Annotated in this window: 26 protein-coding genes; 20 read left to right on the forward strand and 6 right to left on the reverse strand. The window is 43.8% G+C overall.

What is annotated here, in order from left to right:
- Positions 1–9 precede the first annotated feature (9 nt).
- The 12 genes from NST25_RS11670 to NST25_RS11725 all read left to right on the forward strand — a co-directional run bounded on the left by NST25_RS11670 (position 10) and on the right by NST25_RS11725 (position 9,028).
- Positions 10–837 (forward strand): hypothetical protein, encoded by an 828-nt coding sequence (locus NST25_RS11670; RefSeq protein WP_339190612.1) that lies wholly within the window; start codon positions 10–12, stop codon positions 835–837.
- Between the two features lie 345 nt (positions 838–1,182).
- Entirely contained in the window at positions 1,183–1,605 is a 423-nt protein-coding gene (locus NST25_RS11675) for an Rrf2 family transcriptional regulator (RefSeq protein ID WP_076100677.1), read from the forward strand.
- 175 nt (positions 1,606–1,780) lie between these two features.
- Entirely contained in the window at positions 1,781–2,305 is a 525-nt protein-coding gene (locus NST25_RS11680; RefSeq protein ID WP_339190614.1) for a hypothetical protein, read from the forward strand.
- A gap of 625 nt (positions 2,306–2,930) precedes the next feature.
- The gene (locus tag NST25_RS11685; RefSeq protein WP_339190618.1) at positions 2,931–3,665 is read left to right on the forward strand and encodes a metallophosphoesterase family protein; all 735 of its coding nucleotides are present in this window, start codon (positions 2,931–2,933) and stop codon (positions 3,663–3,665) included.
- Positions 3,666–3,746: 81 nt separating this feature from the next.
- The gene (locus NST25_RS11690; RefSeq protein WP_051491425.1) at positions 3,747–4,349 is read left to right on the forward strand and encodes a GNAT family protein; all 603 of its coding nucleotides are present in this window, start codon (positions 3,747–3,749) and stop codon (positions 4,347–4,349) included.
- A 5-nt stretch (positions 4,350–4,354) separates the two neighbouring features.
- Positions 4,355–5,113 carry a peptidase E gene (locus NST25_RS11695; RefSeq protein ID WP_081387708.1) on the forward strand — a complete coding sequence of 253 codons (759 nt, stop codon included), beginning with the start codon at positions 4,355–4,357 and terminating at the stop codon, positions 5,111–5,113.
- Positions 5,110–5,661, forward strand: a complete 552-nt coding sequence (locus NST25_RS11700; protein ID WP_076183268.1) for a GNAT family N-acetyltransferase — start codon at positions 5,110–5,112, stop codon at positions 5,659–5,661. The genes NST25_RS11695 and NST25_RS11700 overlap by 4 nt, the downstream gene beginning before the upstream one ends.
- 36 nt (positions 5,662–5,697) lie before the next feature.
- Positions 5,698–6,042, forward strand: a complete 345-nt coding sequence (locus tag NST25_RS11705) for a protein tyrosine phosphatase (RefSeq protein ID WP_339191179.1) — start codon at positions 5,698–5,700, stop codon at positions 6,040–6,042.
- A gap of 68 nt (positions 6,043–6,110) precedes the next feature.
- Entirely contained in the window at positions 6,111–6,392 is a 282-nt protein-coding gene (locus NST25_RS11710; protein WP_339190619.1) for an N-acetyltransferase, read from the forward strand.
- A 154-nt stretch (positions 6,393–6,546) separates the two neighbouring features.
- Positions 6,547–7,413: a VOC family protein gene (locus tag NST25_RS11715; RefSeq protein ID WP_076202411.1), complete on the forward strand. Its 867-nt coding sequence runs from the start codon at positions 6,547–6,549 to the stop codon at positions 7,411–7,413.
- Between the two features lie 67 nt (positions 7,414–7,480).
- Entirely contained in the window at positions 7,481–8,374 is an 894-nt protein-coding gene (locus NST25_RS11720; protein ID WP_143762697.1) for a beta-1,6-N-acetylglucosaminyltransferase, read from the forward strand.
- An 18-nt stretch (positions 8,375–8,392) separates the two neighbouring features.
- Positions 8,393–9,028: an NAD(P)-dependent oxidoreductase gene (locus tag NST25_RS11725; protein WP_076183276.1), complete on the forward strand. Its 636-nt coding sequence runs from the start codon at positions 8,393–8,395 to the stop codon at positions 9,026–9,028.
- Positions 9,029–9,105: 77 nt separating this feature from the next.
- Here NST25_RS11725 and NST25_RS11730 read toward each other — a convergent pair whose 3' ends face one another.
- Complete coding sequence (locus NST25_RS11730) at positions 9,106–9,867, reverse strand: MBL fold metallo-hydrolase (RefSeq protein WP_076279839.1); 762 nt, start codon at positions 9,865–9,867, stop codon at positions 9,106–9,108.
- Between the two features lie 250 nt (positions 9,868–10,117).
- Here NST25_RS11730 and NST25_RS11735 point away from each other — a divergent pair, with 250 nt between their 5' ends.
- The 4 genes from NST25_RS11735 (at position 10,118) to NST25_RS11750 (ending at position 14,540) form a co-directional block, all read left to right on the forward strand.
- The gene (locus NST25_RS11735; RefSeq protein ID WP_076129954.1) at positions 10,118–12,136 is read left to right on the forward strand and encodes a Na+/H+ antiporter; all 2,019 of its coding nucleotides are present in this window, start codon (positions 10,118–10,120) and stop codon (positions 12,134–12,136) included.
- Between the two features lie 2 nt (positions 12,137–12,138).
- Positions 12,139–12,663: a GNAT family N-acetyltransferase gene (locus tag NST25_RS11740; RefSeq protein ID WP_254857016.1), complete on the forward strand. Its 525-nt coding sequence runs from the start codon at positions 12,139–12,141 to the stop codon at positions 12,661–12,663.
- Positions 12,664–12,665: 2 nt separating this feature from the next.
- Positions 12,666–13,127, forward strand: coding sequence for a DIP1984 family protein (locus tag NST25_RS11745; protein ID WP_076129955.1), 462 nt, complete (start codon positions 12,666–12,668; stop codon positions 13,125–13,127).
- Positions 13,128–13,655: 528 nt separating this feature from the next.
- Positions 13,656–14,540, forward strand: coding sequence for a DegV family protein (locus NST25_RS11750; protein ID WP_076189809.1), 885 nt, complete (start codon positions 13,656–13,658; stop codon positions 14,538–14,540).
- A 108-nt stretch (positions 14,541–14,648) separates the two neighbouring features.
- On the opposite strand, the gene NST25_RS11755 is transcribed toward NST25_RS11750, so the two are convergent.
- From NST25_RS11755 to NST25_RS11775, 5 genes are all read right to left on the reverse strand, one after another.
- On the reverse strand, positions 14,649–15,077 hold the full coding sequence (locus NST25_RS11755; RefSeq protein ID WP_036685970.1) for a threonine/serine exporter family protein: 429 nt from the start codon (positions 15,075–15,077) through the stop codon (positions 14,649–14,651).
- A gap of 28 nt (positions 15,078–15,105) precedes the next feature.
- Positions 15,106–15,870: a threonine/serine exporter family protein gene (locus tag NST25_RS11760; protein ID WP_076129956.1), complete on the reverse strand. Its 765-nt coding sequence runs from the start codon at positions 15,868–15,870 to the stop codon at positions 15,106–15,108.
- Between the two features lie 162 nt (positions 15,871–16,032).
- Positions 16,033–17,295, reverse strand: coding sequence for a DNA polymerase IV (locus NST25_RS11765; RefSeq protein WP_076189810.1), 1,263 nt, complete (start codon positions 17,293–17,295; stop codon positions 16,033–16,035).
- Between the two features lie 81 nt (positions 17,296–17,376).
- The gene (locus NST25_RS11770; protein WP_038570150.1) at positions 17,377–17,979 is read right to left on the reverse strand and encodes a YitT family protein; all 603 of its coding nucleotides are present in this window, start codon (positions 17,977–17,979) and stop codon (positions 17,377–17,379) included.
- A gap of 2,648 nt (positions 17,980–20,627) precedes the next feature.
- A complete protein-coding gene (locus tag NST25_RS11775; RefSeq protein ID WP_076183289.1) occupies positions 20,628–21,494 on the reverse strand; it encodes an AraC family transcriptional regulator in 867 nt (288 codons plus the stop codon).
- A gap of 162 nt (positions 21,495–21,656) precedes the next feature.
- On the opposite strand from NST25_RS11775, the gene NST25_RS11780 reads away from it, so the two are divergent.
- The 4 genes from NST25_RS11780 (at position 21,657) to NST25_RS11795 (ending at position 25,352) form a co-directional block, all read left to right on the forward strand.
- Positions 21,657–23,624 (forward strand): beta-L-arabinofuranosidase domain-containing protein, encoded by a 1,968-nt coding sequence (locus NST25_RS11780; protein WP_340394394.1) that lies wholly within the window; start codon positions 21,657–21,659, stop codon positions 23,622–23,624.
- 91 nt (positions 23,625–23,715) lie between these two features.
- The gene (locus NST25_RS11785; protein WP_256721407.1) at positions 23,716–24,285 is read left to right on the forward strand and encodes an HIT family protein; all 570 of its coding nucleotides are present in this window, start codon (positions 23,716–23,718) and stop codon (positions 24,283–24,285) included.
- An 18-nt stretch (positions 24,286–24,303) separates the two neighbouring features.
- Entirely contained in the window at positions 24,304–24,939 is a 636-nt protein-coding gene (locus NST25_RS11790) for a pyridoxamine 5'-phosphate oxidase family protein (protein ID WP_076212728.1), read from the forward strand.
- Between the two features lie 104 nt (positions 24,940–25,043).
- The gene (locus NST25_RS11795) at positions 25,044–25,352 is read left to right on the forward strand and encodes a hypothetical protein (RefSeq protein WP_076130570.1); all 309 of its coding nucleotides are present in this window, start codon (positions 25,044–25,046) and stop codon (positions 25,350–25,352) included.
- The last annotated feature ends 23 nt before the right edge of the window (positions 25,353–25,375 follow it).

Genomic DNA, 25,375 nt, shown 5'->3' on the forward strand with positions numbered 1-25,375 from the left:
GGACCAGAGATGGCTGAGCAAAAGATGATTGAAGTGCCGTTTCAGCAATGGGTAAACGATAAGGAGCTGTGGGTACAGCTTAATGATTTGATGATGCAGGAGAGTAAACTCCCAGGACCACGAGTGAATTTGGAGCTCTCAGACCATTTTGCTAAACAATTCGCTCATCCTAATCTAACAGATACAGGCTGGGAGCTGCTCGTCTCTTGGACTGACATTACTGAAGCTGAAGCTGGGGTGAATGATCCCCGTGAGTTTCTGCCGTTTTGTGCAGTTAGGGCGTTGGGTGCTTATTACAGTTACGCTGGAGAAGAGCAGCAAGTAGTGATTCAAAACATCATCAAGACAGCTATGAATGATTCGCGATGGAGGGTGCGTGAAGCGTCTGCTATGGCGTTGCAAAGTATAGGGGAGGATGATTTCACCCTGCTCAGGCAGCTGATTGACATGTGGGAGAAAGGTGCGAACAGGCTTGAACAACGGGCTTTTGTAGCGGCGTTAGCACATCCTCCTCTTTTAAAAAAGAAAGAAAATACGCTGTATTGTCTTCAGTTGGCTGCCGGAATCATGGAGAGTATAGATGGTGGGGGAGCGCAACATGAGGACGCTGAGCATTTTCGTGTATTATCTAAGGGACTTGAATACAGCTTGAGTGTATTTGTGGCGAATGAGCCTGAAGAAGGCTTTGTTATGCTGGAGAGATTTGCAAAGAGCCGAGATGCCCGAATCCTTAAGATTGTGAAGAGTAATCTTGGCAAATCGCGTCTGAGTAAAAAATATGCTGCCCAGGTGGCTGAGATCCTAAAGGAATTCGATAACATAGGAAAAGACACTTAGGATACGAGTGCCATTTGGCAGTTGTATTTAATCATTTTTTTTGTTTTTACTTATATTAGAATTAACAATTAAAGAAACAAAGAGAATTAATATAATCAAAGAAAACCACTCTATGGATTGTTCGAATATTAAACTGTAGGTTATATTAATAAATTCAAAGACAACTATTATTAAAAGTATTGCCCAACGGTCTTTTTTTATTAAAATGCACCAACCTATCTATATGGAGAATATTGATAGATTATAAGTTGTTCATATCCTCAAAAGTTTGACAAATGCATAAAATGTAACTATTATAGTTGCATCTGAAGGATGTTTTGCAGCAAGGCAGAAGGAGAGATTTCCATGAATATTAGCACCCGATTTGCGGTAGCCATTCATATATTAACGTTGATTGACAGCAATAAAGAAGGCAAAAGCACGTCGGAGTGGATAGCTGGTAGCGTAAACACAAACCCTGTAGTTATCCGTCGGCTTACGAGTATGCTGCAAAAAGCAGGACTGGTGAATGCCCGCCCCGGAGTCGCAGGCGCCTCGCTTACACGTAGCGCATCCGAGATTACGCTGCTGCAGATTTATAAGGCAGTTAATGCGGTGGAAGAGGACTCGTTGTTTTCTGTACATGAGCATCCTAATCCAGATTGTCCTGTTGGCAAGAATATAGCCAGTGCAATTGTACCTGTGTTCTCACTCGCCCAAAAAGCAATGGAGAATGTTCTCCAGGAGGTTACATTGGAACAGATTGTGAATGAAATGCCAGAACTATGATTCCTCCATATCACAGCTTAGAAGTAAGGCCAGAACATGTGAAAACGTGATTCTGGTCTTTTTTGGCTTAATTAGGTTTATGGTCAAAGAAGGGAAGTAAGAGAGAATATAGAATCTGTATTTATAAGCCGGATTAAAGATAATATACATACATACATTGAGGGAGAGCTAAAGAATGTTAAAGAAATTACTGCCTATACTACTAATTATAGTAATGATTACCGGATGTAATGAATCAAAGGATACCACTAAATACGAGGATACTAATTTTGGAATCACCTTTAACTATCCGGATGATTGGGTTGTAACTGAGAAGTATGGAGCGCCATTATGGTTGATAGTCTCTACGACTGATTATAAACCTGCTGAGGGACTTAAAGGTCCGGGAGTAATGCTCTTTGGATTTAAGCCTAAGGACATGGAGCTTGTCAACAAATGGCTCGAGGATGCCCAAACGAATTACAACAACGGGGCGGAGCTGACAAAAAGTAAAGCTAGTTTAGGCGGGTTAGAGTCCGTAAAGTACGAAACTGAAGTATTCGAAGAGGAAGGGAGTAAAGGAAAAGCTATCTATTACGTTATTGAGGAACCGGAAATGTCATTTATGGTGCAGTTCCCTTATAGTGTGGATGAAGTACATAAAGAAGATATGAAGAGGATAGAGGATATTTTACAATCCATAAAGTTTACAAAAGATTAAGTGTGACTAGAACGAAGTAGCTGGAATGGTGGAATGTACGGTATAAAATGCGGTTGAAATGTACTAAAGTGGCTGGAATGGTGAAATGTAAGGTATAAATGCCGTTGAAACGGGCTGAAGTAGCTGAAATGGTGAAATGTATGGTATAAACGCCGTTGAAATGTGCTGAAGTAGCTGGAATGGTGGAATGTACGGTATAAATACCTTTGAAATGTGCTGAAGTGGCTAAAATGGTGAAATTTACGGTATAAATACCGTTGAAATGTGCTGAAGTAGCTGGAATGGTGGAATATACGGTATAAATGCCTCAGATTTGGCTGAAATCATCCAAAGAAGCAAAAAGAGAAGCAAAAATGCCCTATAAACGAGCAATAGTCGCTGAAAGTGTGAAAAGAAAGGCAAAAATGCCCTATAAACGAGCAATAGTCGCTGAAAGTGTGAAAAGAAAGGCAAAAATGCCCTATATACGAGCAACAGTCGATGGATGAGCGAAAAGAAAGGCAAAAATGCCCTATAAACGAGCAGCGGCCGCTAAATGAGCAGCAACAGCTGCTGATGCAGTACAATTACAATTAGTTTAGGATAAGTAACTTTTTTAAAGATCAATATATACGGAGGTTCTACAGTGGAGCAAATTGCAATAATCTCAGACATTCATGGAAATATACCGGCCCTTACGGCCGTTTTAGATGACATCCAGCAGCGGGGAATCAGCAGAGTCTTTTGTTTAGGCGATATTGTTGGAAAAGGACCGAACTCAGACCTAGCCGTTGATATCATAAAAAAGAATTGTGAAATCAGTGTTATGGGGAACTGGGATGATTTAATGAATCAGGATGTTGATTTTGAGATGGCTCGGTGGTGCCGCGGGTTGTTAGGTCAAGAGCGCCTAGCTTATTTAAGCACGTTGCCGTTTTCGATTGAGTTTATGATGAGTGGTAAATTTGTACGGTTATTTCATGCTTCGCCACGAAGCCTGTATGAACGTGTTCAACCTTGGGATGATTATGAAAAGCGATTATCTTTGTTTGATTATTCTGATCTCTGCCAGGAGAAACGACAAGCGGATATCGTAGGTTACGGGGATATTCATAATGCTTTTATTCAACATCTAGAAGGTAAGACCTTATTTAACGTAGGCAGTGTGGGGAATCCGCTTGATCTAACCCAGGCATCTTATGTGATTATGGAGGGAGAATACATGGGAGTGTTAGCAGCTCCTTTGAATATGCAATTTGTAAGAGTGCCTTATGACATCGAGTTAGCTGTTCAACAGGCCGTTGAGGCAGATATGCCAGCTGCAGAGCCTTATATTCGTGAGCTTAGAACCGCGCAGTACAGGGGAAGTGTCCGGGGATAATAAAGGAAAGGATAATAAAGGAAACGAAAAATCAAACTGCAACCTTAATCCAAGCCATCAAAAAGTAATGGAGGGAACAAATTGAAGCTTAGTCACGTATTTGAGCAATTCCCTACTTTGGAATCCGAGCAATTATTACTGAAAAAGATTGAAGTCAGCAACCTTAATGAGGTATTTGGGATATATAGCAATGATCAAGTATTTGAGTACTGTGGAATTATTCCGAAACATAATAAAGATACAGTCAAGAATATGATCGGTCATTTCGAACGTGATTTTACCAAAGGGGTAAGAGTGAAATGGGGGATTTTCCTCAAAAATAACCCTTACATACTGCTAGGTATCATCGAAGTTATGGATTTTAATCAAAAGGTGGATATGGTGACGATCGGTTACTTTTTGGCGGAACCTTATTGGGGAAAAGGGATTGCAGCTCAGGCCATTCAGTTAGTGGTGAAATATTTATTTGAGACTGCAGAAGTCAATCGAATTCAAGCTGAGGTTATGCCCTTTAATGAACGATCGAAGCGGGTGCTTTTGAAAAATGGCTTTACGAAAGAAGGCACGTTAAGGCAGGCGCATGTATGGTCAGGTAAAGGTCTGGTGGATCTGGAGATCTACAGCATTTTGGCAGAGGAATATTTTGCAAGCATCGGTAAGCCAAGAGTGAGCAATAGGATGTAATCCTAGTGAAAGAAGGGGAAATCATGGGCACTATCGTAGTGATTGGCGGGGGAGAGTTAATCGAGCTTGAAACGCTGGAAATTGATCGTAAAGTTGTGCAGCTAACTCAAAAGGCTAAGCCGAAGGCGTTATTTATTCCAACAGCCAGTAGTGATGCGCCGGGATATTGTGATACTTTTAGCAAAGTATATGGCGATATTCTTGGATGTGAAACAAGTCACTTATTGCTTGTGAGCCAAACCTACACTCATGATGAGATTACAGATTTAATTACAGCTGCTGATTTGATTTATGTGGGTGGAGGCAATACCCGAAAGATGCTGGAGATTTGGAAAAATACAGGGGTAGATACGCTTTTGAAAGAAGCTTATTCCTCTGGAACTGTATTGGCCGGGCTTAGCGCAGGTTCCATCTGTTGGTTTGAATATGGGCATAGTGACTCTGAAGCGTTCGACGACCAGGGGGAATGGCAGTATATCAAGCTTGAAGCCATGGGGATTCTGCCGGGCATTCATTGTCCGCATTATAATGAGGATATTCGGGTTGAAGATTTTACACGCATGGTTAAAGGTGGAGGTTTGCCTGGAATCGCGGTGGATAACAATTGTGCAATCATCTATAAAGATAAGGAATATAAAGTGATGTCGACCAGAGAAGAAGCTAAGGCCTACCGTGTGATTGACTCCGAGCAAGGTGTTGTCGTAACGGAAATAGAAGAACATCCGAGCTACAGACCACTTCATGAATTGTATGGTGCGTTATGATTATTTTTGAAAAGCAAGAGATCAGACTGAGAACACTTGAGCTAAACGATGCCGCATTACTTGTAAAATGGCTCTCAGACCCCGTTGTACTGGAGTTCTATGAAGGTCGTGATCGCCCGCATGATTTGGAGCTGGTGAAGGAGCATTTTTACGACGAGCAAGCCGAAGTTACGCGGTGTATTGTGCAATACAAGGAGCGGGATATAGGTTATCTCCAGTTCTATCTTATAGATGATGAAGAATTAGAGGTGTACGGCTACGTGGGATTCGAAGGTCAAATCTTTGGGATGGACCAGTTTATTGGCGAGCCTGATTTATGGAATCAAGGAATTGGTTCGCGACTTATTAAAGAAACAGTCAATTATCTAGTCGAAGCAAAACAGGCGGATAAAATTGTCATGGACCCGCAAGCCTGGAATGAAAGAGCCCTTAGAGTATACGAGAAGATTGGCTTTGTGAAGAAGAAATACCTTGAACAGCACGAACAACATGAAGGAGAACTAAGAGATTGTTGGTTGATTGAATACACGAAGCAGTCGAGACAATAAATATCTTTTTAACAATCGGATAAGGAAGGTGCACTTATTAAACTCCTGTTTGTCTGCAGCCAGAATCGCTGGCGGAGTCTAACTGCGGAGAAGATTTTTCAAGGAATTGATGGCCATGAAGTGAGATCTGCAGGGACTGAAGATCATGCCAGAATTAAAATTTCTGAAGGGCATTTGGGTTGGGCGGATGTGATTTTTGTGATGGAGAAGAAACATGTTCGAAGAATTCAAGATAAATTTAGAGACTGTGTAATGGGCAAAAAAATAATTTGCCTGAACATAGCTGATGACTATAAGTATATGGATGAAGATTTGATCGGCCTTCTGGAATCCAGTGTATCCGAATATTTTCTGGAATGGAGCAACAAAAATGAGGATTAGAACAGAAACTGTGGCAGACTATAATGGAGTATTTCAAGTGAATGTTGAGGCTTTTGGTGATCGGGAAGATGAAGCGCAGTTGGTCGAAAACATTCGTTCAGAAGCAAGGAATCGGCAAGGCGCTGATCCAAGAAGGGGTAAAAAGATGTAGAACGCTCGGATATGAGCTTGTCTTTTTGATCGGGCATCCCGAATATTACCCAAGATTCAGATTTCAACCCGCAGGGCTACATGGGCTGGAGTTGAAACAATTCGCGGTACCGGAGAATGTCTTTATGGTCTGTGAGCTGAAGGAAGGCGTACTGCAGAGGATTAAGGGAGAGTTGAAATACCCGGAAACCTTTTTTTGAATTACTTATAATATTATTTTGTGAATCATGTTTGGCTGTGAACCAGTCGACATGATTTTTTTATAGGTAATTGACAAACATATAGAAGGTAACTATACTAAAGATAGTTAATTTGTAACTGAAATAGTTACAGCGTGATTAGGAGGAATTTATAATGACGACTAAAACAATACTTCAACCAGACACTCAGATCGGTCTGGTGCAGATTAGAGTAAGCAATTTGGAGCGTTCGCTCACCTTTTATCAGAATGTTGTGGGATTAAGCGTTTTGCGGCAGACTGGCCGCGAAGTGGAAATGACCGCTGACGGTCAGAATGTGTTATTAATCTTGCGGGAGATTGAAAATGCGCGGGTGATCCGCCCTAATTCTGTGGCTGGGTTGTATCATTTCGCTATCCTTGTTCCAGATCGTCCTAGCCTTGGATTGGTTGTGCGCAATTTGATCTCTTCGGGGATTGAAGTGGGGCAGGGGGATCATCTGGTCAGTGAAGCGTTGTATATTCAGGATCCAGATAATAATGGGATTGAAATCTATCGAGATCGTCCTAAGAGTGAATGGAAATATGATGCGGAAGGGCATGTAATGATGTCCACTGATCCAGTGGATGTAGATGGACTATTGGCAGCTTCTGAAGGTTTATCATGGAACGGGCTGCCAGCGGGAACAGTGATTGGGCATGTACACTTTCATGTGGGGAATTTAAATAAGGCGAAAGCCTTCTACGTCGATTTGCTTGGTTTTGAACTAACAGCTAATTATGGAAGTGCTGCTATGTTTATCTCTGCTGGTGGCTATCATCACCATATCGGGCTGAATGTTTGGGCCGGACAGGGCGCACCTGCGGCTCCAGCTGATACTGTGGGGATTGATTATTTTACCTTAATTCTTACGAATGAAGAGGAACGCAACGCTGTGGTGGAGCGAGTTCGGCAGGCTGGTTACGCAGTTACAGAAGTGAATGGAAATCCTACATTCCAAGATCCTTGGAACATTGGAATCAGACTTGTTTTAGAGAGATAATTATATATCCATTTTCGTCCATTTATTTTATAATATTGGAAATAGATGGGCGGAAGGGTGAAGTTTGTTGGAAGCATTCAAAATGGCGTATATCATTCTTTGTCATAAGAATCCGGAGCAGATCAATTTGCTAATTGATAGTTTAACTAACGAGTCCGTAGAGTTTTTCCTGCATGTCGATCAGAAAAGTAATATTGAAGCTGATATTATTCATCGTAACGATATTCATTTTGTGGAAAAGCCTATTGATGTGCAGTGGGGGCATTACAGCCAGATTGAATGCATTTTGAAGTGCTTTTCGCTGATCAAAGAACATGGGGATTTCAATTATATCCACATCCTAAGCGGTCAGGATCTGCCTCTGGCTTCAAATGAAGTGATTCTAGATTTCTTTAAGGTGAATGAAGGTAAGGAATTTGTGAAGTATTTGCAGCTGCCTAATGCTGCGGAAACTTGGGGATGTTACGAGCGGGTCTCAGTTTATTATCCTAGATTCCTCATCTCAAGGACCCGGCGTATGACAGCGATCCGAATGAGGTACATTAAACTAATTATGAGCGTTCCGTTTCTGCAAAGAAGATTAAGCGCTCTGCCGAACGGTTTATATAAAGGCTCAAACTGGATGTCTATTACAGGTGGATGTATGGAGTACATCTTGGATTTTACAAAAAGCTCTCCGGAATACGTCAGATTTTTTAGGAACACTTTATGTGGAGACGAAATTTTTTTCCATACGATAATTTTGAATAGTGTTTATAAGATGCATGTGCTGAATGAAATTAAGCGGTATACAGATTGGGAAACAGGACCGGATTATCCTAGAACGCTAACGATAGAAGACTATGATCGGATCACTCAACGGGGCACGGAATGCTTTTGGGGGAGAAAATTTGATCTCGATATCGATAGAACCATCGTTCAGGAGCTCCTTGATATAAATATTAAAGCGAAAACATCGTAAACTCAGGAGGACAATCATATGAAAATCGCAGTTGTTGGAGCAAGTGGAAAAGCTGGAAGCCGAATTACGCAGGAAGCGTTGGATAGAGGTCATGAAGTTACAGCGATTGTGCGGGATGCATCTAAAGTAACAAATAGTAAAGCGAATGTCATTGAAAAGGATGTATTTGCACTTACCGCTGAAGATTTGCAGGGGTTCGATGTGGTTGTGAATGCTTTTGGTGCGCCGTTTGGACAAGAACATCTGCATGTGGATGCCGGGAATGTGCTTATTGAAGCGTTGAAGGCTTCGCCCGATACAAGATTGATTGTAGTTGGGGGTGCAGGAAGTCTTTATGTAGATGAAGCCAAAACGCTTAAAGTAGTGGATACGAATGACTTTCCTGACTTTATTAAGCCAACAGCGACGAATCAAGCCAAGAATCTGGAGATTCTGCAAGGAACAGATGCACTCTCTTGGACCTTTGTTAGCCCATCTGCTGATTTTGCCATCGGCACAAGAACGGGTTCTTATGTAAAAGGTAAGGATAATCTTCTGGTGAACTCCAAAGGCGAGAGTTATGTCAGCTACGAAGATTATGCCGTTGCTATTGTCGATGAAATCGAACAGCCGCAGCATATTCGTGAACGGTTTACGGTGGGTTCAGAGTCTTAAGTGATAATGAAGAATAACGATTATATATAACAAGAGAAGGCAGAACCGGATTTCAGGCTCTGTCTTCTTTTGTATCATTACAGCTTTCCTTTTCCTTCTGCTAGTTCAGCAATGCGTCTGTTTGCATCTCCGCGGTAGAGTCCGCCATGATAACAAATGACCGTATCGATCTCATACTTAGAGAACTTGTTCAGAGAGGCCAAAGCCAGCTCCATGTCAGGTGTGGCGGAAGGAGTGGGACCCTGTAGCTCGCCATCCTGAACGGTCAAGGCATCGGCGGCAATAAGTGTACGGCTATCATGATGGTAAAGACTGAGGTGCCCTGGGCTATGGCCAGGGGTATGGATCACCGTAATTCCACCGGCAAAAGGTAACTTTTCTCCATCCACAAGCGTTTGATCCACTTTTCCTTTAGGAGGATGGGCTAATACAGAGAGGAAGGCACGCCGCCACTCCTCAGGTACATGAGCTGGGATCATAGCCGCTGCCGCCGCTAAAGCTTCAGGAGTGTGCTTAAGGAGCATTCGCTCTCCTTGAATATAGGGCTGCTCAATTTCATGAGCCAGAACAGTAAGCTCTAGATCTTCATCAGCCAATAGGGCAGGGAGGCAACCGATATGGTCTAAATCCTGATGCGTGATAATAAGGGTACGGAGCTTCTCCCAAGGCACATTCGCTTCTTTTAGAGCCTCTTTGAAAGTAGAGAGTAGACCCGGGAATCCGGTATCGACGAGTACGGCGGCATGTTCATCCCAGAGTAGCGTGGGGTAAATCGTGTCTTTTCCACCCATAACCTGCGCTGTAATCTCGAGCATTTCTATTCCTTGAGCAATGTACATTATATCCCTCCGTGATTGATAATAAGAGCGACGCCGTGAGGCTAATGCATATATTACTCAAAACTGAAAATAAAAACAATAGATAAATATTTAATTATAACACAAATAAATATTTATGTCAATATGTATCTGATGGAATTTTTGTGGAATTTGTAGGGGATTTTAATGTTAAGAATCTTTTGCTAGATTTTGCCCTTGCCTAAAGCTTTGCGATATAATAATCAAATATAAAAAAGGGAGTTGATGTGGTTTGGAGACATTTCTAGTTGTACTCGTCCTACTTGGGCTTATCGCAATATCCAACATCATAAACCGATTCATTCCCTTCGTGCCGATACCCTTAATACAAATTGGCTTGGGTGTAGTGGTCGTACTATTGCCTTTGGGAATACATATGTCACTGGAGCCAGAGTTGTTTTTCGTGTTATTTATTGCTCCGCTTTTGTTCAATGACGGAAAGCGAACACCAAGAAATGAGTTATGGAACCTGCGGGCTCCAATCTTAATGCTGGCACTAGGCTTGGTATTTGCTACAGTGCTTATCGCTGGATATTCCATTAACTGGATGATCCCCACCATTCCACTCGCAGCTGCTTTTGCGCTGGCAGCGATTTTATCGCCGACAGATGCTGTGGCGGTAAGCGCAATCGCTGGGAGAGTACATCTTCCCAAGAGTATTCATCGTATTCTAGAGGGCGAATCATTGATGAATGATGCCTCTGGCCTTGTTGCGTTTAACTTCGCTATTGCAGCAGCTGTTACAGGCATATTTTCTTTGCCGAAAGCCTCCATTAGCTTTGTGATTATCGCTTTAGGTGGGCTAATTGTCGGAGCAATACTCGCGTTCCTCCTGATTCGGTTCAGTGTATTTATCCGCAGACTGGGGATGGAGGACATCACAGTACATGTGCTGCTGCAAATCCTGACTCCTTTCATTGTGTATCTGATTAGTGAAGAAATAGGGGTATCCGGCATTTTAGCTGTGGTTGCAGCAGGGATAATTCATGCGGTCGAGAAGGATCGTGCAGTTTCGCCACAGTATAAGCTACAGCTGGTATCCGCCAGCACATGGTCTGTGCTGCTCTACATCTTGAATGGCTTGGTCTTCCTTATTCTCGGATTGTCGATTCCAGATGTTATTGAAGTGATCTACCGGGATACAGCAGTGGACAATCTTATGGTGATTGGTTATGTATTAGCGATAACGTTACTGCTTTTTGTGCTGCGTTTTATATGGGTATATGTATTTTCCCTGGCTGGCGCCGGCCTGCAAAAAATGGAAAAATCGTCTATTAAGTCCATGCTAATCCTGACTATTTCAGGAGTGCGAGGCGCGGTTACTTTAGCCGGTGCCTTTTCGATTCCTTTTGTGTTAGGAGATGGCTCACCTTTTCCTGAACGTGATCTAATTATCTTTATCGCTGCGGGTGTGATTCTGATGTCGCTGCTGATCGCTAGTATCTTTTTACCAATTCTCGCAGGTAAAGAAGAGCCGGTTGCCGAACCAGGGGACACTGAGGTTGAACAGGCGGCCAAATCTAAGGTCGTTGCTGCCGGGATAACGCTGCTTCAAAGTATGATGACGGAGGAGAGCAAGGATTCCGCACAGCCAGCTTTGAGTGAATTCAGAGAAAAGGTTTATAGTCTGAACCGCGAGGATCAAGCAAACGATCCGGCATTTGAGGAACTCCGTCGGCTTGGGGTTGAAGCAAGGATAGTGGGCTTGCATGCTGAACGCAAAGAGCTGACCCGATTGCTTACTAACAATGAGATTCCTGCCTCAGTGGCTCAGAAAATGGAAGAATTCTTGGATCATAGTGAAGTTTTCTTAGCCAGAAGTCTCAACTCTCAAATTAGATTATCCCTTACAGAGATTAGAAGGCTATTTGCGGGGATGTTCTCAGGACAAAACGAACGGGAAGCTAGCCAACAAATGCTGCAACAGGCTGAATGTGCAAGAAAAGCTAAGGTTTCTATGTCCCGCGCAGCAATAGCTGCTGTTAATGCAAGTATGAATGAGAACAACCGAAAAGCAGTAGAGAAGGTTGCATGCAGTTATGAGCAACTAATCTCACGCTTCGAGCAGGGTCAAGGCTGGACAAAGGATGGTCTCGTTGATGATCAAAAGCTTGAATTGAAACTGAAAGCTATTCAGGAGCAACGGGATAAGGTGCAGCAAATGTACCAGGATGGAACTATTAACCGCAAGCTAGCCGGTAAATTACGCAAGTTCGTCGATCATTTGGAAACATCCATTTGGGAGGATTAGCTGTGTTGAACAAAGTAATGGGAGAAAGCTTGTTATTCACTGAAATTCGCGAAGAGCATCTGTCGGATGTACTCGATATTTATAACTATTACGTGCTGAACACTACGGTTTCTTTTCATACCGAGCCTTTAAGTTTGGACGAAATGCGGCAATCAGTGATGAATGATGATCCGCGGTTCAAATCATACGTTATTTTATCCTGGGATAATGTTATTCAGGGCTATGTTCTGATTGCTAGACATAAGAGTAAGCCGGCTTATGATAGCTCTGGGGAGATCAGTGTGTATTTGAAACCTGCTTGTGTGGGTAAAAGAATAGGACAGCATGCCTTATGCTTTATTGAAAAGAGAGCTGCCGAACTGGATTTCCATGTGTTAGTAGCTACCGTTTGCGCAGAGAATGAACGCAGTCGCCAGCTTTTCTCAAAGAATGGATATGAACAATGTGCCTACTTCAAGGAGATTGGCTGTAAATTTGGTCGAAGACTGGATATCGCCAGCTATCAGAAAATCTTAGGGGGAACTTAAAGATGAAACTTGCGGAAGCATTAGTGAACCGAAGTGATCTTACCCGTAAAATCGCGCAGCTAAAGCAGCGGCTCGATCGGGTCGTTAAGGTGCAGGAGGGGGAAGATCCGGCAGAGCAGCCGGAGGCTCTTTTGCATGAGCTAGAAATAGCTGTTAACGAGCAGACGATTTTGATTCGAGCGATTAATCGAACGAATTCATCTGTTGCCTTCAATGAGAATTGGAGTATTGCCGACGCCCTAGCCGAACGGGATAAAATGCTTCAGCTGCGGAAGCTGTTTAGCGATTTGCTTGAGCAAGCTTCGATCACTCAGGATCGGTATAGCCGCTCTGAGGTTCGTTTCCAGAGAACGGTGGATGTCGCTCAGATTCAGAAGCGGATTGATGAACTGTCTAAGTCATATCGGGAGTTGGATTTTAAAATTCAGGAGAAAAACTGGACGGTAGCCTTAATCACACCGTAATAAGCTTTATCACAGCAGAAGGTAACTGATCTTCATAAAGGCGAGTGCAACCCGCCAACAGGGAAAGTTGGACAAATTGACAGATGCCGGGCCATATCTGACCAATCATAACTTAGCCCCGTACTGTAACAACTGTAAAGAGTACCTATTAATGTAACTACCAAGCGCTGATTTATGTAAGAAAGGTGAGGGTGGGGACGGGGATATTTTTGCTGTGGTTAGGCTTTTACATAACATGAACTGGCTCTATTAGGATAGGTATATTCGTCATACATAATGTGAAATAATGTCGAATAAAGTTGAAAAAAGTTGAATAAAATTTGCATTATCGGCCTGTTTTGCCTATCTTATCGCTCGTTATCTTGTATAATTTACGAATACGCACGAGGACTTCCTAAACCGCTGATCTATTCGTATGTTGATTGTACAGGATGAGAGAGTGATTCATTGGCCGAGAAGGTTTAGTGGCCCTTGTCTCTTCAAACATTCTACTATTCCTTTCATGAAAGAGAGAAGTGACAAGTGACCATGAAATCAATTGCCTGGGTAACCGACAGTACATGTACAATCGATCCTGAATTCGCCAAGAACAACCATGTGTATATTGTTCCTTTACGTCTGATTATTAACAACGAGTGTTATAAAGAAAATATAGATATTACGATCGATGAGTTCTATGAGAAAATGCGTCAGCATGATCAAGTAGGCAGCTCACAGCCGCCAATCGGTGAGTTTATCGAGTTATACGAACGGTTGAAGGAAGAATATGATGAGATTATCGCGGTGCATCTTTCGACAGGGCTTAGCGGAACATACAATGCTTCCATGCAAGGTGCTGAAATAGCGGAAGCTAATGTTATTGGAATTGATTCCAAGGTTGGCGCTTATCCGATTCGGGAAATGATCACGCGAGGTATTCATTGGCACAAGATGGGCTTTACTGGCCTAGAGATTAAAGAAAAGATAGAGAATATCATTCAAAATATGTCCTTCTACTTAATTCCTGCAAGCTTGTCCCAGCTTCACCGCAGTGGGCGTGTTTCTGGCACACAGGTAGTGCTTAGTCAATTATTGCGGATAAATTTGCTGCTGCGTTTTGACGAGGGGAAGGTCATTGTTGTGGAAAAAATCCGCACGATGAAGAAGACAAAGCAGGCGCTGTTAGATATCTTTAAACAGGATTGTGGACTTGTTAGCGATGTGTGCATCATGCATTCCAATAATTTAGAAATGGCGCTGAAGCTAGAAGAAGACATCAAAGAAATGGCGCCTGATTTACGTACGGAGATTATGACATACATTCCTGCCGTGGCTGTTCATGCGGGTGAAGGTACCGTAGGACTTTCTTGGATTAAAAATAACCGGATCAATAGTATTTATTCGGAGGTTGAACCTGTAGCAGTACTTGTGTAGATAGGACAGTAAACAAAGAAATCGCTTCTTGGAAGAGGGATGGATGATCCTCATTATACCAAGAGACGATTTCTTTTTTTGAATCTATGAGATGACGTTGTAAGAAGGTTATGCTTTGCTTGCACGACGGCGGAACATTTGTCCGATAACTTCACTCAGTACCAGTCCAGCCGCAATTGCGCCAGAGAGCATTAATGCCCGAACAGCGATTTCTACAGCCAGATTATAGTTCTCTTCCACAAATCTACGCATAGCATCGTAAGCAAGGCCACCCGGAACAAGTGGGATAATACCGCCAACACTAAAAATAATAACCGGCATTTTGAAGGATCGGGCAAACAGCTGGCTGACGATGCCCACCACTACAGTAGCCGCAAACGTAGCAACAACAGGCCCACACTCTACATCAAGGATTACATACACCATCCAGCCTACCATTCCAGCAAAACCACACTGCAGTAGAGCGCGCTTAGGCGCATTAAATAAAATACAGAAGGTTGCCGCGGCGATAAAACTGGTTATAAGTTGCAAAATCATGAAGGGCTAACCTCTTTCACATGGAAAATTAAAATAGTGATAGTACAAGCCCAATGCCTGTACCGATCGCAAAAGCAGTTAGAAAGGCATCTGCTCCTTTGGATATGCCTGAGACCAGATGACCAGCCATCAGATCACGAACGGCATTAGTAATGAGTAGACCGGGTACTAGAGGCATCACGGAGCCGATGATGATTTTGTCCATTTCTTGACCTATGCCCAGCTTTACAGAATAGAAGGCTAGAAGTCCGATCAGGAAGGAAGCAGAGAACTCTGCAAAAAATCTAGTCTGCACAAGACGATGCAGGTAGATAACCGCAGCAAAACCTAACCCGGAAATCGGCAATGCGGGGAGAGCATCCCACAAGCTGCCCTTAAACATAACGGTGAAGCAAGCGCCGGTAAGCGCCGCTGCTATGATTTGCAGCCATACCGGATACGCATGTGCGGCATCATCGACCTCTCCTAATCGTGTCCGAGCTTCCTCGGCTGTAATCTGACGCTCGTTCAGACGCCGCGAGATATCATTAACCTCCGAGACTTTCTGCAGATCTGTTGTCCGCTCGGCAATCCGATATAACTTAACGGGCTCCGTTCTATTGGTGGTGAACATAATAACGGTTGGCGTCACATAACTGTGTGCCCCTGGAAAACCGAGAGAAGCAGCCATACGTGTCATTGTATCTTCTACTCTGTAGGTTTCTGCACCGTTTTGCAGCATGATCTTGCCAGCAAGAAGACAGAGATCAACGATTTCATAATAGGTAGTGTTAGTGTTGCTCGTGCTTTCCAACTTCTCCGGTCCTCCCCTGGAATGTTACATATCTATGTGTATATACTTATGATTGTCGCTTCATTGTGTGAAAATAAAATAACAACCTCAATATAGCATTATAAACGATATGGGATATATTTTAATATAGTTTCAGAAATAAAATGTATAAAGATGCACTGTTTATTTATAGTGCCCGCCAATCTTTCCGGATCTGTCCTTAAGTTGTCCAGCATCTGTGAACGATGCGGCGCGTCCGATGATCGATTCCCCGTATTTATTCTTCAGCGCATCAGTGGCCCGTTCGAGCTCGCGGTAGCGGGGGCGCGACTCAAATAAGGTTAGCTGATATTGGCTTTCGTCAGACAGATTGGACAGGCTTAGATGAATTCGGCGCACAGGCTGACCTTCCCAATGCTGTTTGAAAAGAGCGAGGGCGGCCTCGTATACCAGCTGGGTTGCATTCGTAGGATCGCTCATCGTAGTCTGTCTCGAGAAGCCGCTGGGGTCATCAAAGCTGGCGCCTTGGCAGCCAACAGACACGACTGCACCATGCACCTTCAGTTTGCGGCTGCGCCTGCACACCAGCTCTGAGAGCTCCAGAATGATGGTCTTGATCTCTTGCAGTGTATAGTAATCCCGTGGCAGTGTCATTTGGTGCCCGACGCTCTTGGGTGCAACTTCATAGGTAGCGGGACTTACAGGGCTATCGTCGATGCCATTGGCAATTCGCCAATATAGCTCGGCATCGATATCGCATTTTTTATGGAATTTCTCCCGCATGCGCCATTTCAGCTCGCTTAGCGGCATCTGTGCCAAATGGCCTATCGTTGTGAGACCCATGCTTTGGAAGTGCGCGGACATGCGGCGGCCTACCATAAACAACTCACTAATGGGCAGCGGCCAAAGTACATCTGGAAGCTCTTCCTGAGTGAGGGTAAATAGACCCTCCGGGTTCTTCTTGGCCCACAGGTCGCAAGCCATTTTGGCGGTAACCTTGGAATAACCTATACCGATACGTGCGCGCACACCTGTATTTCTGCGGATTAAGTCCTGAATGGTCGTAGCGATCTGTCTTGGGCTTCCGAATAAGCTGAGGCTGCCGGTGATATCAATAAACTGCTCATCGATGGAATAAGGTTCTACGAGGTCACTGAATTTGCGTAGAATGTCCGTGATTTGGGAGGAAACATCGATATATTGCTGCATATGTGGTCTGACGACGATTACTTCGGGGCATTTCGCGAGTGCTTCCTTCAAAGTCTCAGCGGTAGTAATGCCAAAAGATTTGGCTAACGGACAAGCGGCAAGTACAATCCCGCTTCGTCTAGCCGGATCTCCGGCGACAATAAGCGGTTTGTTGCTATATTGCGGATTAGAGGCCTTCTCCACGGAGGCGTAAAAGCTCTGACAATCGGATAACAAAATAACACGCTCTTTATTCATAGATTCACACTCTCCAGGTGAGGTAGAGATACGGTAGATGATTTTCTTATTATTATAATACGAACATATGATCGTGTATATTCATATTTTTTTCCATTTCTCTTCAGTCTCCAAGGTGCAGAGACCTGTGGCCACACCCCCAGCGATAATCGTGAGGATGGAGTGGAAGAAGGTTTCTTTGGAAATCAGGAGTCCTCCCGCGCCGATAATTATAAAATCTGTCAAAAAAATGATGAGTCCAAGGTTAAGCGGGAGATACCTTTTGATATATTGAGCAAGCAGATCCGTTCCGCCTGTACTGGCTTTGAACCGCAGCATAAGCCCAAGACCCGTTCCCATTAAAAAACCGCCAATAATGGCGCTGGAAATGGAGCCGAACTCAAAATAATACAGAAAGTGGTACTGCAAAGGACCGAGAAGCTCAATCAGAAACGATGAGGTCAATAAACCTAATACACTATTGAAAAAGATATCGCGTTCCTTCAGCCAGGCTAACAGGAAAATCGGAAAGCTGCAGAGAAGGACAGCTATACCGATTTTGGCATCGGATAAATAATTGATGATGAGGGCTATTCCTATTATTCCCCCATCTAGGATTTTATATGGGACTAGAAAAAAATTAGTTGCTGCTGCAATGAGCAAGCTTCCGATCAGGATGATCGCGTATCTTAATAATGACTGCATATTTAACATCTCCACATTAAAGGCATGTCTTATAAATATGCTTGTCACTTCCAAAAAATTGCAGTGAAGCAAAAAAACTGATTTCGGGCCTAATCATGCGGACCCAGAAGACCCTATTAGGCAGATACAAAGTATTTTTTCGAGCTAACGGACCCAGTTGCAGCTATTCCCACAAATGTGGTCCGATTGCGGGCAAATTATGAGCAATAAGAGCTATACAGTCCGAAATTTCCGAAAAATGGGCCTGAAATCACAAATAGGTGCAATAGGGTCCGATACGATCAAGATCGAGCAAAAGGTAGCTGATTTCGAGACGTAGACAGCTAGGTTGTGCAACAGGTAACAAAATCTGCGCACGGAGTAGCTAGGTTAAGCCATAGGTAACTAATTCCGCACGTAGTAGCAGGTTGAGCCATCGGTAACTAATCCCGCACGGTGTAGATAGGTTGAGTAACAGGTAACTAATTCCGCACGGAGTAGCTAGGTTAAGCCATAGGTAGCTAATTACGCACACGGAGTAGATAGGTTGAGCTATAGGTAGCTAATTCTGCACAGTGTAGCTAGGTTGAGCCCTAGACAGCTAGTTTAAGCACTGGGCAGCACGTTTAGGAGCAAATTTGTCAGGCGGCGATCTTTTCAGCAACTGTTCGGACTCAGTTGCTCTTATTTCCATGATTCCGCTCGTTTTGTCACACTATCGGACGCAGTTGCAGCTATTCGCTCAAATGTGCTCTTTTTCTGCGCAAATCAAGGGCAATAAGAACTATACAGTCCGAAACCTTCGCAAAATGAACCCATATGCTGAAATAGCTGCAATACGGTCCGATACGATACGATCAAGTTCTAGCAAAAGGTAGCAGATTTCGAGACGTAGGAGGCTAGTTTGAAAAACAGGTAACTAATTTCTCGCAGAGTAGCTAGGTTAAGCCACAGGTAACTAATTCCGCACGGTGGTGTAGATAGGTTGAGCTATAGGTAGCTAATTCCGCACAGTGTAGCTAGGTTGAGCCCCAGACAGCTAGTTTAAACAATGTCTAGCACGTTTAGGAGCAAATTTGGCAGGCGGCGATCTTTTCAGCAACTGTTCGGACTCAGTTGCTCTTATTTCCATGATTCCGCTCGTTTTGTCACACTATCGGACGCAGTTGCAGCTATTCGCTCAAATGTGCTCTTTTTCTGCGCAAATCAAGGGCAATAAGAGTCATACAGTCCGAAACTGCCGCAAAATGGGTCGAAAATCACAAATAGGTGCAATAGGGTCCGATACGATCAAGATCGAGCAAAAGGTAGCTGATTTCGAGACGTAGACAGCTAGGTTGTGCAACTGGTAACAAATTCTGCGCACGGAGTAGCTAGGTTAAGCCATCGGTAACTAATTCCGCACAGTGTAGCTAGGTTGAGCCCCAGACAGCTAGTTTAAACAATGGCTAGCACGTTTAGGAGCAAATTTGGCAGGCGGCGTTCTTTTCAGCAACTGTTCGGACTCAGTTGCTCTTATTTCCATGATTCCGCTCGTTTTGTCACACTATCGGACGCAGTTGCAGCTATTCGCTCAAATGTGCTCTTTTTCTGCGCAAATCAAGGGCAATAAGAACTATACAGTCCGAAACCTTCGCAAAATGAACCCATATGCTGAAATAGCTGCAATACGTTCCGATACGATCAAGATCGAGCAAAAGGTAGCTGATTTCGAGACGTAGGCGGCTAGTTTGAACAACAGGTAACTAATTTCTCGCAGAGTAGCTAGGTTGAGCCCCAGACAGCTAGTTTAAACAATGGGCAGCACGATTAGGATCAAATTCGGCAGGCGGTGTTCTTTTTAGCAATTGTTCGGACTCAGTTGCTCTTATTTCCATGATTCCGCTCGTTTTGTCACACTATCGGACTCAGTTGCAGTTATTCCCACAAATGTAGCCCGATTTGGAGCAAATTATGAGCAATAAGAGCTATGCAGTCCGAAACTGCTGCAAAATGGATCGAAAATCACAAATAGCTGCAATCCGGTCCGCAACGGGGAATGCTATGAATGGATGATTAAGTAGACGCGTCTCCGGGGGATACAGAGAGTAGTGTGATGGCTATACAGTGAGTTACTTGCTGATAAGCTTTGGAGGGTCGAGCCGCATGATCGCCGTTGATCTATGATAAGTATGAGTGCGCCACGCCTAGGAAGGTAAACTGGTAAAATTATTGCAAGGAGCAAGGAGCAAGGAGCAAGGAGCAAGGAGCAAGGAGCAAGGAGCAAGGAGCAAGGAGCAAGGAGCAAGGAGCAAGGAGCAAGGAGCAAGGAGCAAGGAGCAAGGAGCAAGGAGCAAGGAGCAAGGAGCAAGGAGCAAGGAGCAAGGAGCAAGGAGCAAGGAGCAAGGAGCAAGAAGCAAGGAGCAAGGAGCAAGAAGCAGCAGAAGGATTTAGGCGGATCACGGGTACACAAGAAATGTGCCAAGCGGAGTACTGCTCCATCATAATAGTTACTTAAGTTTCTCCGATCTAGAGGAGCATTTCGCATCTCGCATCCAATTAATCCATAGCTGATCACGTAAGCCAGCAGCGCAGAAGAAAGCCAGCAGCACACAAGAAAGCTACAGCAGCGCACCGCATTAACAACGAAAACAGCACGCCTCCAATTATGAGACATGCTGTTTTTGCCGTTATCGGGAATACCGCTTGCGGAAGCGAAGCGGAGAGATTCCGATCTGCTGAGTAAAGCGACGCGAGAAGTAGGCGGTGCTCTCGAAACCGATACGTTCTGCGATCGCAGCTATAGGCATCTCTGTTTTAAGCAGAAGCAGCTTGGCCTGTTCCAAACGGTAATCCGTTAAATACTCCATCGGAGTCAGTCCATATACGCGTTTCATGCAGCGGGCAAGGTAGTTATAATGAAAATGCAGCGCATCCGCTAAAGAGGCATTGGAGAGAGGCTCCGCATAATGATTGCGGATATAAGTCTCTGTCCTCTCGGCGATCTCTACCGCATGACTTTCTGAAGTATCATGCTGCGCTAGATCCATCATCCGCAGCATTTCTTCAAAAATCCTTTGCTGCTCCCAAACTGCACTGGAACGTCTTCCAGTGGACAGCTGTAAAAGCTTCTCAGCTTGTCCACTCCGTTTAAAGGGATCAGGAAGGGGACCAAACTGCGGGATGCGAATGGTATATGGATGAGTAAGAAACTGCCGGAAATGTGTCTCTCGGTTGATATACACGGGCTCGCCATCAGAGCTTGACCAATCTGCGAGGGTATGAAAATGAATCCAAATAAACGAAGTCAGCTCCTCGCAAGACTTAACGGAATAATGATAGCGGTCAGGCAGCAGAAGCAGCGTATGCCCAGCCGCAACCTCCCATTGATTATGCTCTTCACCGATAAATAGGCAACCTTGCTCTACAATAATCAGATCAAATAAGCCGATATGGCTTCTATTTGGATGCTGCTCTCCGGGTTGATAAACAGTGTGATTGCATTCCAGAAAATATGGAAAAGGCGGCGCTGCGAAATGTACATAGGAAGGACTCACTGTGTTCTACCTCTCTTTTTATCGTAGTCCGAGCTCAAATAGTCCTTGGAATTAGGAGTGTGAAATAGTACAAAAAAGGGGTTGATTCTGATTATATTTTTTATCTATTGTACGCTCTATAATTGTAATTAGCGAGTATAAAATAAGGCTAAGGGGAAGATGATGATGAATAAAACGATCCAGGATCAGCAAGTTGTAAAAGATCAATCCGTTAGCATTAAAGATGATTTCTGGGGAAGTTATATAAAGCTGGTTCAGGATGTTGTAATCCCGTATCAATACGAGGCATTGCACGATAAAGCAGCGGGAGCTGAGCCCAGTCATGCCATTGCTAACTTTGAGATTGCTGCGGGCCGGAAGAACGGTGAATTTTACGGCTGGGTATTTCAAGACAGTGATGTAGCCAAGTGGCTGGAGGCCGTAGGTTATTCCTTAAGCATCAAACGTGACCCTGAGCTGGAGCGTCAAGCGGATGAAGTGATTGACCTCGTTGGAGAAGCGCAGCAGGAAGACGGGTACTTAAATACTTATTTTACGATAAAAGAACCCGGCAAACGCTGGACTAATCTGAACGATTGCCACGAGCTTTACTGTGCTGGGCATTTCATTGAGGCAGCCGTTTCTTATTACGAGGCTACAGGCAAAAGAAAACTGCTCAACATCATGTGCCGAATGGTTGATCATATCGATTCTGTGTTTGGTCCGGAAGAAGGAAAAATGCGGGGATATGATGGCCATCAGGAGATTGAGCTTGCGCTCGTGAAGCTGTATCGGCTCACAGGTGAGGAGCGGTATTTGAAGCTCAGCAGCTTTTTTATTAATGAGCGAGGTCAACAGCCGAATTTCTTAAAGCAACAATGGGATAGTCTGGGGAGTATCAATTTTTTCACAGGTCAGAAGGAGAATTTAGATTTAAAATATTACCAAAGTCATCTTCCGGTAAGAGAACAGGAAGTGGCTGTAGGACATGCTGTGCGTGCGGTTTATATGTATACTGCCATGGCTGATCTAGCCGCACTTACGGGAGATGATACCCTTCGCGAAGCATGCGAGAGACTGTGGAATAACATCACTACTAAGCAAATGTACATTACTGGCGGGATCGGATCTACGCATCGGGGTGAGGCTTTCACCTTCGATTATGATCTGCCTAACGATTCGGTGTATGCAGAGACTTGTGCATCTATTGGGTTGATCTTTTTTGCACAGCGGATGCTGAGAATATCGCCGGATGCACGTTATGCCGACGTCATGGAGCGGGCGCTTTATAACAATGTGTTGGGTTCAATGGCACAGGATGGTAAACACTATTTTTATGTGAATCCACTGGAAGTATGGCCTAAGGCATGCAGCTGCAACCCAGATAAACATCATGTGAAGTCCGAGCGTCAAGGCTGGTTTGGCTGCGCTTGCTGTCCTCCGAATGTGGCGCGTCTGCTGACTTCGCTGAATCAATATATCTATACGATCCATGGTGATACGCTCTATACGAATTTGTATATTGGGAGTGAGCTGACAACAAAGCTGGGTGGAACAGATGTTGCGATTCAGCAAGAGAGTAACTATCCATGGGAAGGTACAGTCTCGTTGAAGATTAATCCTGCAGCGGAAGCAGAGTTTGGGATTGCCTTGCGGATTCCATCTTGGAGCCAAGGAATGGAGATCAGAGTCAACGGTGAAGCAATGAATACTGCTGAGAACATCGAGCAGGGATACCTCGTTATCCGGAGACTGTGGAGAGCAGGAGATGTAATCGAAGTGCATGACCCTATGGAGGCACATCGTATCTACGCACATCCAAGTTTGCGTGCTGATGCTCAAAAAGTAACGATTCAGCGTGGACCTCTTGTGTATTGTCTTGAAAGTATCGATAATGGTGAGCCGTTAAGCTCGATTTCTTTAAAAGAAGGCAGTGAACTTACTGCGGCTTTTGATGAGACGTTGCTCGGCGGCGCTGTTGTTGTCGAGGCAGAGGGGCTGCGTGTAGATAAAGAGGGCTGGAGTGGTGAGCTTTACAGCAGAGTCAAGGCACCAGTTCAAACCGTAAAAGTTAAGGCGGTTCCGTATTACTTATGGGGAAATCGTGGCAGTGGTGAAATGAAGGTATGGATTCCGGAAGCCAGCGTTTAAGTTATAGGTAGACATAGATCTCGGGAATGGCTGTAGTTTATCAACATTTACCGATGAGGACAGCTGTAATTTACAGTCTGTCCTTTTCTTTTTGCAAAAAGGAGAACACACGCGAAATGGCGAAATTAGAAGAAACATAGAAATATTCTTAAATCCTATAACAGTGGAGGCGGGCTATATTTATAATCATGCTCCAGAGGGTTATACTTGTCCCTTTTGTTTGTTGGTTTCGGGCATTGAAAATGAAGATGTGCATTCTAAGCAAGCGGATATTATTTATAAAGATCATTACATAACGGCTTTTATTGCTTCTCATTGGTATCCGAATAATGAAGGGCATGTTCTAATCATCCCTAATCAGCATATCGAGAATATTTACACATTGGAGGTTGAGATCTCAAACCGGATACATGAGCTGGAAATTGAAATTGCTAAAGGTCTTAAAGAAGTTTATAAATGTGATGGCGTTTCTTCTAGACAACATAATGAGCCGGATGGCAGCCAAGATGTATGGCATTATCATTTACATGTGTTTCCAAGATATCATGGGGATAATCTGTATGGTACTTTTGGGAAGTTATCGGATGAATCAACAAGAAAAAATTTCGCCCAATTATTAAGCGGATATTTGAGCAAAAATAAGAACATTGGGGCTTATTAAGTTGAGAGAGGGAGAAGTATGAAGTCAAACTTTTTCGAAAAAGTTATAGAGTCAGAAGAAGAGCTAAGGTCTTTATTTGGGTACCCAAGCGAATTGGTTAACAACAAAACCATAACTGTTATAGATCATCATTGCCGTGATTATATCTCAAAATCTCCAATGCTTTTTATGGCTACAAGCGGTTCGTCCGGTGCTTGTGATGTCTCTCCGCGCGGGGACGCAGAAGGTTTTGTTCACGTGTTGGATGATAAACATTTAGTGATCCCTGAACGCCCTGGGAATAGACGGTTTGATTCTTTGCGGAATATACTTGAGAACCCAAAAGTCGGTTTGATATTCATCATCCCCGGACTTGAAGAAACATTAAGAATAAATGGGCACGCGAGTATAGTTAAGGATGAAGATATATTGAAACCTATGGAAGCGCATGGTAAAGTCCCGATCATTGGAATTGGCGTGGAAGTAGAAGAATGTTATATGCATTGTGCAAAAGCCTTTAAGCGGTCACATTTGTGGGATGACGATCATTGGCTTGCGAAAGAAGTCTTGCCTAATCCATCAAAAATACTGGCGCAGCATGCCCGTAAACTTGGAGTTACTCCAGAGGATATCTCAAAATCACTAAAAGAAAGCTATGAAAAACGGCTATATTAACATTTTCGACTTAGAAATGGAATGGGATTTGCCCTTCATTGTATGCTATATTTGATCTGGATAAGGTAACTGATCATTTTACAGATAATAATGGAGGCATCACAATGAGTAAACGTTATCGGATGACAAGAGCAATGCAGAATGCTGGAGATTCAGCAACAACCCTATCTTTAGAAGAGTGTAAGCAATATTTCGCATCCAAACCTGATTTCACCTATACATCAGTTTTTACAGTAACAGGTGCCACTACCATGTCCATTGAGGGAGATTTCTTTATGTGGAGCTATGGTGATACAACAATCCCATTTAGACATTATCAGGGCGATATTTATGTTTCTGGCGCCAATGAAGCCGTGATTCCTAGAATGCTTGAGGTCGCGAGTGATTTAAGAGCAGATATTGTGGAAGGGTAAAAAAAAGATGCCCCCTGAATCCT

This window comes from Paenibacillus sp. FSL E2-0190 (genome assembly GCF_037992965.1).
Lineage (GTDB): Bacteria > Bacillota > Bacilli > Paenibacillales > Paenibacillaceae > Paenibacillus_AQ > Paenibacillus_AQ odorifer.